Below are 12,294 nucleotides of genomic sequence, written 5' to 3'. Positions count from 1 at the left end.
GCGGACCCGGCATCGGCCACCCGCATCTGTCCCCTCCTCCGTGCACCGATTCGTCCATCCGCGACCCAACCCCGTTACGGGAGCAGGCACCGATGCGTGAGATCCTGCCGCAGCTACGCGAACTGATTGAATCGAGTATGCCTTTCGCGCTCGCGACGGTGGTCGGCGTGCGGGGGAGCGCGCCCCGCGGACCCGGCGCCGTGATGGCCGTCACCGGTGACGGCCGGGTGATCGGCAGCATCTCGGGCGGATGCGTCGAAGGCGCCGTGTACGAGGCGGGCCTTGAGGCCGTTGCGCACGGTACGGCGAGCTTTCACGTGTACGGCATCGCCGACGAGGACGCGTTCTCAGTGGGCCTGACCTGCGGGGGCGAACTGTCCGTGCTCGTCCGGCCGTACTCGCCGGGCCCCGCGCAGGACGCGCTGGCGCATGTGCTGAACGCGATCGCGGTGCACGAGCCGGTCACGGTGGCCACCGTCACGGGTGGCGAGGCCCCGCTCGGCGCGCAACGGGTCGTCACCGCGGGACAGACGTCCGGCACCCTCGGCAACCCGTGGCTGGACGGCGCCGTCGACGACGACGCCCGCGGTCTCCTCGCCCAGGGCACCACGGACGTCCGCCACTACGGGGCGCGAGGGCAGCGCAGGATGGACGAGGTGTCGGTGTTCGTGCAGTCCTTCCAACCGCCCCCGCGGATGCTGGTGTTCGGCGCGATCGACTACGCGGCGGCCACGGCGCGCATGGGAGCCTTCCTCGGATTCCATGTCGCGGTCTGCGACGCGCGTCCCGCCTTCGCCACCCGCGAACGTTTCCCCGCGGCGGACGAGGTCGTACGGGCGTGGCCGCACGAATACCTGGCACGCACCCCCGTGGACGCGCGCACCGTGATCTGCGTGCTCACACACGACCCGAGATTCGACATACCGCTGCTGCTCGCCGCGTTGCGCACCCCCGCCTCGTACATCGGCGTGATGGGGAGCCGCCGTACCCACACCGACCGGGTGGCCCGGCTGCGGGAGAACGGCGCGACGGACGCCGACCTGGAGCGGCTCGCCTCTCCGATCGGCCTCGACCTCGGGGCCCGTACCCCGGAGGAGACGGCCGTCTCGATAGCGGCGGAGATCATCGCGCAGCGCTGGGGCGGCTCGGGAGAGCGCCTCTCGCGGATGTCCGGCGACATCCACCGCACCTTGGCGACGACGGCCGGAGAAGGGGACGGCTCCCGCCGGCCGGGTATGCCGGAGTGAGCGGGGACTGCGGCCGCAAGGCCGGAGGCCGCTCAGCCGGACGCCGGGGTGTGCCGGAGCACGGCACCGGCCGTACGTCGCAGGCTTCGCCACGCGCAGCCCCACAGCACGCGTCCCCGTCGCCCCCACGCCGGGGTGCGAACGCGCTTCCCGCCTCGGCGGCCCGTACGGAGGGAAAGAACATGAACGACGACACCGCCACCGGTCTCACGGACGTACCCACCACCACCCTGGCCGACCTCCTCGGGTACGCCCAGGTCATGGACGTCGGGATACGCCCGCTGTGGCCCACGGCGCCACGCGCGGCGGGACCGGCTTTCACCGTGCGGTGCCCGCCGGGCGACAACCTCATGCTGCATGCCGCCATTCACCGTGCGGAGCCCGGCTCCGTCGTCGTCGTGGAGTCCGGCGACATGGAGTACGCGCTCGCCGGGGGCAACGTCTGCGCCGTCGCCCAGCGCCGCGGGATCGCGGCGTTCGTGCTCGACGGCCTGATCCGCGACCTCGCCGAGGTGCGCGCGATGGGGTTTCCCGTCTACGCCAGGGGCGTCATCCCGATCCCGGGAGCCAAGACGGCCGTCACACCGCTGGGCGCCAAGGTGCGGTGCGGCGGCGTGGACGTGGCGGCGGGCGACTTCGTCGTCGCCGACGAGGACGGCGTCGTCGCGGTTCCCCGTGACCGCCGGGACGCCGTGACCGCTGCCGCTCTACGGAAACTGGCCGAGGAGGCCACCCAGTCCCTTGAGATGTGGGAGGCCGCTCACCGCGCCCGCGTCGACAAGATCCTCTCCGGCGGCGAATAGAAAGGGTGCACCGACCCGTTGTCGTCGCGGGTGGACACCGGCACCGTCGAATCCTGATCGCCCTCCGCATCCTCGCTGGCCCAGGTCGTATTGAAGGTGCTGGAACCGGCGCTGAGCAGACGCAGATTCGTCCACTTCCGGTCTCGGGCGTACTCGCGGAGCGGGCGCGTCGGCGACCTGTTCCGCACTGAGCTACGTCGTGTCGTAGCTCAGCCCCTCGTTCGTGCCCGAGTGAAGTCGCGTGCCTGCGGGTGGAGTTGCGGGTTGTGGGGGCCCTTCGGTGCGGGAGCAGTGGGTGGCGGTGGACTCCCAGATGCGGCGGATCCCTGGTTCGGCTGTCCGACGATCCGCCGTTACACGGGCGCCAACTCGACTGGCGACTTTCCCAACGCCTCGCATACCAAAGGCCCGTAGAAGTCGTCGGGCACGCTGTGCCCGTTCTCCCAGCTCGCGATTGGGCGCTTCACGCTCGCGTCAGCGGGTAGCTGGTCGCCCTTGTGCGCGGCAGCTCCTCGCATTTCTGCGATGAGACGGCCTTGCCGCCAGCCCAATTGTTTTCGGGCAGTGGGCAGTTCGTTCACGGCAGACTCCTTGAGGGCTTCCGCAAACCGGAATCACTTCTTTGGCGAGAACTGGCAGGGGCAACCGCGGACTGTTGGTGCGACGGTGGCTTCCTATCTCTGAGGAGGAGTTCCATTGGGTGGCTCTGTAGTGGCGTTGGTGGTCGCCGTAGCGGGCGTTTCCGGAACGCTCCTAGCGCCGTTGCTCGCTCAGCGGGCGCAGTCGCGATCGACGGCGGCGGAGTTCGAGCGGCAAGAGCGCGCACGGTTGATGCAGTGGCGCAGAGAACAGGTGCGTGATGAGCTTGCGCAGCGGCAGGCCTGCTATGTAGCTACGAACGCTGCCTTCCGTCGGTATCGGACGCAGCTGATGGAGTATCTGTGGTGGGTGCATCACGATGTGACGGATACTGAGAAGAGGCAGAGACTGGAAGACGCGCGTCTAACACACCATGCAGCCCTAGCCGAGGCTCAGATGATCGCCTCCTCGGATGTCCTGGACGAATTGGACGAAGTCGCCAAGCTTCTTTCGGATACCTACCGGAAGATCATGTACCTTCACGAAGGAAATCCGGAACCTGACGGATCATTCGAGGAGATCGGCAGCCATTTGGTGTGGCTGTGGGAACGCTGGAAGAAAATGCGCGAGGTCATGCGGGCCGATCTCGGTGACAGTAATCGGTCCGCCCTTCCTTCTGATGCGGCGCCGTAAGGACAAGAAGGCTCTGTGCGACTGTGGAGCAGGTTCGGTGGCAAGGCTCATCGCGCCAACTCTGGCGTCGTGGCCTAGGCAGCTGTGGGTAGGGCCGTCACATGGGCATGCCCTCGTAGCGTCTTCGATAGTCACGTGCCCGCTCGCGCTCCTGGCCAAGGATGATGTGGAGTAGCTGACCATACTGTGCGATCGGAGGAGCCGCGCGGAGCGCGCCGCACTTCGTCTGGCTACCCACACCGCACAGGCTCTTAAGGTCATGGCACGACTAGGAAGAGCGCAGTGCAGGCGCCCCGAAACATTAAGAGGCACGGACCGTACGTCGTGGAACTGGACCTTCTGTTTACAAGCTGTGGACAGATCGGACATCTACGGTCGGAGCGGTCACATGAGGGGCGTCCACGCGTGCCTGCGGCTGCCAACGATCAGCGGGAGTTGCTGTACTTCGCTGCTGTACCGAGTGTGTTCGTCTGTCGCGTGACTAGCACCTCGCATGCAGCCAGCGAACCTGTGAATCGGCGTCGCAGCAGTGAGCAGGCTCTCTGCGGTTTCACCCGTCCCTGCCCATCCGCTGACGCCGTCCCTGACCTGCTCCAAAGCTGTCCAAGATCATGACGCTATTACAACGTGATCACTGTCATGAGGCTGCTTTCGCCCGCATCTGCCTGCACACGCAACAACGCCCCGCTCCCAGCATCCAAGCTGGTCACAGGGCGTTCGCGACACTTACACGGAAGTACCCCCGGCAGGATTCGAACCTGCGCACACGGCTCCGGAGGCCGTTGCTCTATCCCCTGAGCTACGGGGGCTCGTCGCGCTGTGAGCGGCGACAGGAAGAACAGTACCAGCTTGGCGGTGGTGCCCCGGAACCCGGTTTTCGAGGTCCGGGGGCTCCGTGAAGCGTGGGGAGCCGGGTCCGCGGGACGTGCCCCGCACGGGTGGAAAAGGGCAAAACCCGGACGCCGGGGGAGGGGTGTGCCTAGGCTCTGTCGTGTGCCGGGTATGTCTGGCCGGGTCCTTGTCGTGGACGACGACAAGGTCATCCGGGAGCTGATCAGGGTCAATCTCGAGCTGGAAGGCTTCGAGGTCGTGACCGCTGCCGACGGTGTCGAGTGTCTGGACGTCGTGCACGGCGTACGGCCCGATCTCGTCACGCTCGACATGGCGATGCCCCGTCTCGACGGGCTGCGCACAGCCGAGCGGCTGCGTTCCGATCCGCGTACGCGCCACATCCCCGTGGCGATCGTCAGCGGGCACGAGCAGTTCGGCGGCGCGGGCGGCGAACGCGGCGAGGAGCCCCCGGTCGACGCCCTGCTGGCGAAGCCCTTCGAGCCTGCCGAACTGGTGCGGATGGTACGGCGGTTGACCGGACGGTCCGAGGACGGCGACCCGCGCCCGGGCGAAGCGGACGACCAGGAGCCGGTGGGCTGGCCCGCCGGGCGTTGAGCCGTCGCTGCCGGGTACGGGCACGCAGGCCGGATCGCGGAATCCGTGCTGTGCGGAATCCCGTTCGCGCAGCCCCACCCCCTCTCCCATACGCTTGCTCTGTGACACCCGCCCAGCTCTCCCGCACCGTGCTGCGCGCAGCGCGCTCCGCCGTGGCGGACGGCGAGTTCGGCCGGACACGGGGAAGCATCGAGTTGCCGCAGCGGGTGACGGTCGAGTCGCCGCCGCGGCGCGGGGGCGGGGACTACGCGGTCAGCGTGGCCTTCCGGCTCGCCGGTCCGGCGGGCATGACGCCGTACGACGTGGCGTGTGTGCTGCGCGACCGGCTCGTGGCGCAGGACGGGGTCGGCGCCGTGGAGATCGCCGGGGGCGGATTCCTCAACGTCACGCTCGACGACCGCGCGCGGGCCGACCTCGTCGCCGAACTGTCGCGGGAGGACGAGGCTTACAGGCGCGCCGCCGCCGGCACCCCCGCCGCCGACATCGCGCACTGGAGCGCCGCCACCGGTGACGCCCCGGCCGCGCTCACCGTACGTACGGCGCAGGCGAGTCCGCTCTTCCGCGTGCAGTACGCGCACGCACGCGCCCGCGCGCTGTCCCGTAACGCACGCGACCTCGGCTTCCGCGCCGAGCCGTACGCCCCGCCGTGCACCGGGTCGCCCGCTGCGACCCGGCCCGGTACGGCGACGGGAACGGAAGCATCGCCGAGCGCGGCACCCGCACGCACCCGCTCCCCGTACGGCCCCCGCGGAGACGCGCTGCTCGCGCTGCTCGCCGACCACCGGCGGGTGAGCGAGGAGTCCGGCCCGTCCCGGCACGCGCGGCATCTCCTCGCCGTGAGCGACGCCTTCTTCGACTTCCAGGAGCAGTGTCCGCCCCTGCCCAGCGGAGACGAGAAACCCGGGGCCGCCCACCGCGCCCGGCTGGCTCTCGCCGAAGCCACCGGGACGGTGCTGGCAGGCGGCCTCGCCCTGCTCGGCGTCAGCGCCCCCGTACATATCTGAGGCGGACGACCACCCGGAGCAGCCCCGCACCTACCGCGCACCGCATCGCACCGCACAGCACCGCATGGCACGGCGCACGCCCCGCCGCTCAACGCCGCCCACTGCCGACCGACTTCGAACTTCGACCACCCCGAGCCACCACAGACTTCGAACACGCAAAGGAACCACGATCAGCGTGAACACCCACCGCCTCCGTGACGGCCGTCCCGAGAGCGAGGCCCCCGCATGAGCCGCTCCGCGCACCCCGCAGGACCCCGGCACGCCGATGTGCTCCCCGAGGGCCACTACTCCGCGCCGCCCGCCGACCTCAACGTGCTCGACCCCCGCGTCTGGCCGCGTACCGCATCCCGTACGACGGACGGCTCGGTCACCGTCGGCGGCCTCGATGTGAAGGACCTCGCCGAGGAGTTCGGCACACCGCTCTACGTGCTCGACGAGGCCGACTTCCGTGCCCGCTGCCGCGCCTGGCGCGACGCCTTCGGCCCGGACGCCGACGTCTTCTACGCCGGGAAGGCCTTCCTCTCCCGTGCCGTCGTGCGCTGGCTGACCGAGGAGGGGCTCAACCTCGACGTCTGCTCCGGCGGCGAACTGGCCGTCGCCCTCGCCGCGGGCATGCCGCCCGAGCGAATCGCGCTGCACGGCAACAACAAGTCGTCCGCGGAGATCCGGCAGGCCGTCGAGGCGGGCGTCGGGCGGATCGTGCTGGACTCCTTCCAGGAGATCGTCCGCGTCGCGCACATCGCCGAGCGGCTCGGCCGCCGTCAGCCCGTACAGATCCGTGTGACGGTCGGCGTCGAGGCGCACACGCACGAGTTCATCGCGACGGCGCACGAGGACCAGAAGTTCGGGCTCGCCCTCGCCCCGGGCGGCGGCCACCCGGAGGCCGGCGGAGGCCAGGCCGCGGAGGCTGTACGGCGCGTACTGAAGCTGGACAGCCTGGAGTTGACCGGCATCCACTCGCACATCGGCTCGCAGATCTTCGACACCTCCGGGTTCGAGGTCGCGGCGCACCGCGTCGTCGGGCTGCTGGAGGACATCCGCGACGAACACGGCCTGGAACTGCCGGAGATCGACCTCGGCGGCGGTCTCGGCATCGCCTACACCTCCGAGGACGACCCGAGCGAGCCGCACGAGATCGCGGTCTCGCTGCACGAGATCGTGCGCCGCGAGTGCCGGGCCGCCGGCCTCGCCGTGCCCCGGCTGTCGGTCGAGCCGGGCCGCGCGGTGGTGGGACCGTCGGCGTGCACGGTGTACGAGACGGGCACGGTCAAGGAACTGCCGGGCCTGCGGACGTACGTGAGCGTGGACGGCGGGATGTCGGACAACGTCCGTACGGCGCTCTACGACGCCGAGTACAGCGTCTCGCTCGTCTCGCGCGCCTCCGACGCCGAGCCGATGCTCTCCCGCGTCGTCGGCAAGCACTGCGAGAGCGGCGACATCGTCGTACGGGACGCCTTCCTGCCGGCGGACCTCGCGCCCGGCGATCTGCTGGCCGTACCGGCGACGGGTGCGTACTGCCGCTCGATGGCGAACAACTACAACCACGCGCTGCGTCCGCCCGTCGTGTCCGTACGGGACGGGGAGGCGCGGGTGATCGTCCGGCGGGAGACGGAGGAGGATCTCCTGCGACTGGATGTCGGCTAGCGAGACATTCGTCCCACATATTGGAACGAACGTGGATTCTCCGTACCGGTACGTGAGACTGACAGCACAGGAAATGACGAGAGGCGAGGTCGGATGATGCGTACGCGTCCGCTGAAGGTGGCGCTGCTGGGCTGTGGAGTCGTCGGCTCAGAGGTGGCACGCATCATGACGACGCACGCGGACGACCTCGCCAACCGCATCGGCGCCCCGGTGGAGTTGGCCGGCGTCGCGGTGCGCCGGCCCGACCGCGTACGCGACGGCGTCGACCCGGCGCTGGTGACCACGGACGCCGCGGGGCTCGCCGCACGCGAGGACGTGGACGTCGTCGTCGAGGTCATCGGCGGCATCGAGCCGGCGCGCAAGCTGATCACGACGGCGTTCGAGCACGGCGCGAGTGTCGTGACGGCCAACAAGGCGCTGCTCGCCGAGGACGGCCCGACGCTCCACGAGGCCGCCGAGAAGAGCGGCGCCGACCTCTACTACGAGGCGGCGGTCGCCGCCGCGATCCCGCTGGTCAGGCCGCTGCGCGAGTCGCTGGCCGGAGACAAGGTCAACCGCGTACTCGGCATCGTCAACGGCACCACGAACTTCATCCTCGACCGGATGTACTCGACGGGCGCCGGCTACGGCGAGGCCCTCGACGAGGCCACCGCGCTCGGCTACGCCGAGGCCGACCCGACCGCCGACGTCGAGGGCTTCGACGCCGCCGCCAAGGCGGCCATCCTCGCGGGCATCGCCTTCCACACCCGTGTACGCCTGGACGACGTGCACCGCGAGGGACTGACCGAGATCACCGCCGCCGACATCGCCTCGGCGAAACGCATGGGCTGCACCGTCAAACTGCTGGCGATCTGCGAACGGGCCGCCGACGGCCGCTCGGTCACCGCGCGCGTGCACCCGGCGATGATCCCGCTCGGCCATCCCCTCGCCGGCGTCGGCGAGGCCTACAACGCCGTCTTCGTCGAGTCGGACGCGGCGGGCCAGTTGATGTTCTACGGGCCGGGCGCGGGCGGCGCGCCCACGGCCTCCGCCGTGCTGGGCGACCTGGTGGCCGCCTGCCGCAACAAGCTCAACGGGGCCAGGGGGCCCGGGGAATCGGCGTACGCGCAGCTTCCGGTCTCGCCGATGGGCGAGGTCGTCACGCGCTACCACATCAGCCTCGACGTGGCCGACAAGCCCGGTGTGCTCGCCCAGGTCGCGACCACGTTCGCGGAGCACGGCGTCTCCATCGACACCGTGCGCCAGCAGGGCAAGGACGGCGACGCATGGCTCGTCGTCGTCACCCACAGCGCACCCGACGCGGCGCTGAGCTCGACGGTCGAGGCCCTGCGGGAGCTGGACACCGTACGCGGCGTCGCCAGCATCATGCGGGTCGAGGGCGAATGAACGGGCGATCGGGCCCCGGCGTCAACGAGCCGCGGCCACAGGGGAATCGAGGACAGTGAGCACCATGGAATCCGCAGCACCCGCCACCTCCCGCCAGTGGCGCGGCGTCATCGAGGAGTACCGCGACCGGCTGCCCGTCGGCGAGGACACCGCTCCCGTCACCCTGCGCGAGGGCGGCACACCGCTCGTACCGGCGCAGCTCCTGTCCGAACTCACGGGCTGCGACGTCCACTTGAAGGTCGAGGGCGCCAACCCGACCGGTTCCTTCAAGGACCGCGGCATGACGATGGCGATCACGCGCGCCAAGGAGGAGGGGGCGCAGGCCGTCATCTGCGCCTCCACGGGCAACACTTCGGCCTCGGCGGCGGCCTACGCCGTACGTGCCGGGATGGTCTGCGCCGTCCTCGTGCCGCAGGGCAAGATCGCCCTGGGCAAGATGGGACAGGCGCTGGTGCACGGCGCCAAGATCCTCCAGGTGGACGGCAATTTCGACGACTGTCTGACGCTCGCCCGCGGTCTGTCGGAGAAGTACCCGGTGGCGCTGGTCAATTCGGTCAACCCCGACCGCATCGAGGGCCAGAAGACGGCGGCGTTCGAGATCGTCGACATGCTCGGCGACGCCCCGGACGTCCATGTGCTCCCGGTCGGCAACGCCGGCAACATCACGGCGTACTGGCGGGGTTACGACGAATACCGTACGGACGGTCCCGCGACGCGCGCACCGCGCATGTGGGGGTTCCAGGCCTCCGGCGCCGCACCGATCGTGCGCGGGGAGCCGGTGAAGGACCCGAGCACGATCGCCACCGCGATCCGCATCGGCAACCCGGCGTCCTGGCAGCAGGCGGAGCGCGCGCGGGACGAGTCGGGCGGCTTCATCGACTCGGTGACGGACCGTCAAATCCTGCGCGCCTACCGGCTGTTGTCCTCGCGCGAGGGCGTCTTCGTCGAGCCGGCGTCGTCCGCGTCCGTGGCCGGGCTGCTCCAGGCCGCCGAGCAGGGCAGGCTGGAGCCGGGCCAGCGCGTGGTCTGTACGGTCACCGGCAACGGCCTCAAGGACCCGGACTGGGCCGTGGCCGGCGCTCCGCAGCCCGTGACGGTGCCGATCGACGCGGACGCCGCGGCGGAACGGCTGGGCCTGGCCTGACGGTTCGTCGGCTCCGGCAGCGGGCAGTCATTCCGGGACCGGCGCGGAGCCTGCGCGTGGAGCGGCGAAGCGGAGACGAGACCAGGCGAGAGTCAGCAGCGGTGAGCCGTCGTCCGGGACGGCGACGCAGAAGAAGAGAACGTACGCGGCTGCGCCCGCGCGCAGTCGGAGAACGCACACGGGAACGCAGGTGAAACGGGAGGCTTTCCGGCGACGGAGACGGTGGCAAGGGAGCGCGTAGCCGCTTGCGACACGCATCGTGCGCCTCCTGTGCGCCCTGTGTCGCCACTGAACCTTCCTTCGATAAGCTTGCGTTCATCCCACCCCCCCGTAGGTACTCCGGGGGCGTCCCCTCGTCCTGCCGGGGAGGCCCCGCCGGTCCGCCGTGTACCGGAACAGGGTCGGTGACCCTCCGGCTCCGCGTCGCGGTCCGTGGGAATTCGCGTCAACAATCCAAGGAGAGTCATCGGGAGATGGCCGGTCCCGCCTTCCGCGCCGCCGCTGTCCGCGTGCGCGTTCCCGCCACCAGCGCCAACCTCGGCCCCGGTTACGACGCCCTGGGCCTCGCGCTGGGTCTCTACGACGACGTCGTCGTACGGGTCGCCGAGTCCGGCCTGCACGTCGACATCGCGGGGGAGGGCGCGCAGACGCTGCCGCGCGACGAGGACCATCTGCTCGTCCGTTCCCTGCGTACGGCCTTCGACCTGCTCGGCGGCCAGCCGCGCGGCCTGGAGGTCGTCTGCGCCAACCGCATCCCGCACGGGCGGGGCCTCGGCTCGTCCTCCGCGGCGATCTGCGCCGGCATCGTGGCCGCGCGCGCCGTCACCACGGGCGGCGAGGCCAAACTGCACGACGAGGCGATGCTGGAGCTGGCCACCGAGATCGAGGGCCACCCCGACAACGTCGCGGCCTGTCTGCTGGGCGGCTTCACGCTGGCCTGGATGGACGGCGGCTCCGCGCGGGCGATCAGGATGGAGCCCTCGGAATCCGTCGTGCCCGTGGTGTTCGTGCCCGCGAGCCCGGTGGCGACGGAGACGGCGCGCGGTCTGCTGCCTCGTCATGTCCCGCATGTGGACGCGGCGTTCAACACCGGACGCGCCGCACTGCTCGTGGAGGCGATGACCCGGCGCCCCGAACTGCTGCTGCCCGCGACGGAGGACCGGCTGCACCAGGAGTACCGGGCGCCCGCGATGAAGGCGAGCGTGGAATTGGTGAACCGGCTGCGGGCGGACGGCGTCCCAGCAGTTGTCTCGGGTGCCGGCCCCACGGTGCTCGCGCTGCCCGAGGGCGACGGAGCCGCCGACAAGGTGGCCCGGCTTGCGGGCGAGGGCTGGGCGGCGAACCGGCTCGGTCTCGACACCGAGGGGGCCAGCGTGCTGCCGCTGAAGGCGGACGGCGCCGATCCCGGCTCGGCCCAGTGACGTTGTACGGCCCGGCGCAGCCGGTGGCGGCCATCGAGAGGCCGATGATCGAGGAGAGGGGGAATGTTTGTTGGGCCCGGTAGTGTTAACCTCAAGTCAGTGCTCGCAGTCTCGTGACCCACACGTAAAACTCTGTGGTGGTCCGTAGAGTGCAGTGCTTGAGTGATCCCCAGGGCACAGGCCCAGGATCGCCTCTTCCTCCAGGAGCCTCCCATCTGCTTCCCCCGCGGAAGCGGTCCGAGCACGCTCCGGAGCCGGGGTGCAGGACGCACATTCTCCTTGCACACCGACCATGAATTGATCTCCCCGCCACACATCCAGGCGGGAACCACCGTTTCGGCCAGGTCCGCGCGCACAGGACCGATCGCCGGACAGCACGACCGGTCGCCGAGCCAGACAGGCCGACGTCCGCTCCAGGGAAGGACCCTTTGTGAGCGACACCACCGATCTGATGGGCGTGAACGCCGCTCCTCCTGAGTCCGAGGGCTCGGGCGGCACCTCCTCGGGAAGTGCCCCCGCGGAAAAAGCCGACGCGCCTGCCACGGACGCTTCCGCCGCGCCCGCATCCGGTGCCGCGCCCAAGCGTCGGCGCTCCGGCACGGGGCTCGAGGGCATGGTGCTCGCGGAGCTTCAGCAAGTTGCCTCCGGTCTCGGCATCAAGGGCACGGCGCGCATGCGCAAGAGCCAACTGATCGAAACCATCAAGGAGCGGCAGGCGGGCGGGAGTTCGGCCGCGAGCGCCGACGCGCCGGCCTCCTCCGGCAAGGACAAGGACGCCGCCGCGGCGGGCGAGGGCGACGAGCAGTCCGCCCGGCCCAAGCGCCGTACGACCTCCCGGGCGCGCACGGGCGACAGCGCCGCGGACGGCGGCCAGGAGCAGGACTCCCAGATCGACATCCCGGGGCAGCCCGCGAACGAGGAGAAGGG

The 12,294-nt window shown here is 70.4% G+C and carries 11 protein-coding genes and 1 tRNA gene; 10 read left to right on the top strand and 2 right to left on the bottom strand.

The genetic code is table 11. The features are described from left to right. Positions 1–92 precede the first annotated feature (92 nt). A complete protein-coding gene (locus AN218_RS08345) occupies positions 93–1,247 on the top strand; it encodes an XdhC family protein (protein ID WP_070016123.1) in 1,155 nt (384 codons plus the stop codon). 182 nt (positions 1,248–1,429) lie between these two features. Beyond that, complete coding sequence (locus AN218_RS08340) at positions 1,430–2,050, top strand: RraA family protein (protein WP_070016122.1); 621 nt, start codon at positions 1,430–1,432, stop codon at positions 2,048–2,050. A gap of 353 nt (positions 2,051–2,403) precedes the next feature. Here the strand turns inward: AN218_RS08340 and AN218_RS34265 are convergent, their stop codons facing one another. Further along, on the bottom strand, positions 2,404–2,631 hold the full coding sequence (locus AN218_RS34265) for a hypothetical protein (protein ID WP_079131938.1): 228 nt from the start codon (positions 2,629–2,631) through the stop codon (positions 2,404–2,406). Positions 2,632–2,770: 139 nt separating this feature from the next. On the opposite strand from AN218_RS34265, the gene AN218_RS08335 reads away from it, so the two are divergent. Next, entirely contained in the window at positions 2,771–3,322 is a 552-nt protein-coding gene (locus tag AN218_RS08335; protein WP_171908634.1) for a hypothetical protein, read from the top strand. Between the two features lie 737 nt (positions 3,323–4,059). Here the strand turns inward: AN218_RS08335 and AN218_RS08330 are convergent. Next, positions 4,060–4,131, bottom strand: a tRNA-Arg gene (locus AN218_RS08330). Positions 4,132–4,324: 193 nt separating this feature from the next. On the opposite strand from AN218_RS08330, the gene AN218_RS08325 reads away from it, so the two are divergent. The 7 genes from AN218_RS08325 to AN218_RS08295 form a co-directional block, all read left to right on the top strand. Then, positions 4,325–4,768, top strand: a complete 444-nt coding sequence (locus AN218_RS08325) for a response regulator (RefSeq protein WP_070016120.1) — start codon at positions 4,325–4,327, stop codon at positions 4,766–4,768. Positions 4,769–4,869: 101 nt separating this feature from the next. Beyond that, positions 4,870–5,772, top strand: a complete 903-nt coding sequence (locus AN218_RS08320) for a DALR anticodon-binding domain-containing protein (protein ID WP_079131937.1) — start codon at positions 4,870–4,872, stop codon at positions 5,770–5,772. 225 nt (positions 5,773–5,997) lie between these two features. Continuing rightward, entirely contained in the window at positions 5,998–7,416 is a 1,419-nt protein-coding gene (lysA, locus tag AN218_RS08315) for a diaminopimelate decarboxylase (RefSeq protein WP_070016118.1), read from the top strand. 96 nt (positions 7,417–7,512) lie between these two features. Next, positions 7,513–8,802: a homoserine dehydrogenase gene (locus tag AN218_RS08310; RefSeq protein WP_070016162.1), complete on the top strand. Its 1,290-nt coding sequence runs from the start codon at positions 7,513–7,515 to the stop codon at positions 8,800–8,802. A 64-nt stretch (positions 8,803–8,866) separates the two neighbouring features. After that, positions 8,867–9,946: a threonine synthase gene (gene thrC / locus AN218_RS08305; protein WP_070016117.1), complete on the top strand. Its 1,080-nt coding sequence runs from the start codon at positions 8,867–8,869 to the stop codon at positions 9,944–9,946. A 473-nt stretch (positions 9,947–10,419) separates the two neighbouring features. Further along, complete coding sequence (thrB, locus tag AN218_RS08300; protein ID WP_070016116.1) at positions 10,420–11,367, top strand: homoserine kinase; 948 nt, start codon at positions 10,420–10,422, stop codon at positions 11,365–11,367. Positions 11,368–11,797: 430 nt separating this feature from the next. Beyond that, a partial coding sequence (locus AN218_RS08295; RefSeq protein ID WP_244900353.1) for a Rho termination factor N-terminal domain-containing protein occupies positions 11,798–12,294 on the top strand: 497 nt, incomplete at its 3' end.

It is taken from the genome of Streptomyces nanshensis, from assembly GCF_001751255.1.
GTDB lineage: Bacteria > Actinomycetota > Actinomycetes > Streptomycetales > Streptomycetaceae > Streptomyces > Streptomyces nanshensis_A.
This window is presented reverse-complemented; position numbering and strand designations above follow the sequence as displayed.

Excerpts from the sequence above, each read along its gene's own strand:
- thrC (WP_070016117.1), top strand. The coding sequence starts at position 8,867 with ATGGAATCCGCAGCACCCGCCACCTCCCGCCAGTGGCGCGGCGTCATC.
- AN218_RS08325 (WP_070016120.1), top strand. The coding sequence starts at position 4,325 with ATGTCTGGCCGGGTCCTTGTCGTGGACGACGACAAGGTCATCCGGGAG.
- AN218_RS08310 (WP_070016162.1), top strand. The coding sequence starts at position 7,513 with ATGCGTACGCGTCCGCTGAAGGTGGCGCTGCTGGGCTGTGGAGTCGTC.
- AN218_RS08345 (WP_070016123.1), top strand. The coding sequence starts at position 93 with ATGCGTGAGATCCTGCCGCAGCTACGCGAACTGATTGAATCGAGTATG.
- thrB (WP_070016116.1), top strand. The coding sequence starts at position 10,420 with ATGGCCGGTCCCGCCTTCCGCGCCGCCGCTGTCCGCGTGCGCGTTCCC.
- lysA (WP_070016118.1), top strand. The coding sequence starts at position 5,998 with ATGAGCCGCTCCGCGCACCCCGCAGGACCCCGGCACGCCGATGTGCTC.
- AN218_RS08340 (WP_070016122.1), top strand. The coding sequence starts at position 1,430 with ATGAACGACGACACCGCCACCGGTCTCACGGACGTACCCACCACCACC.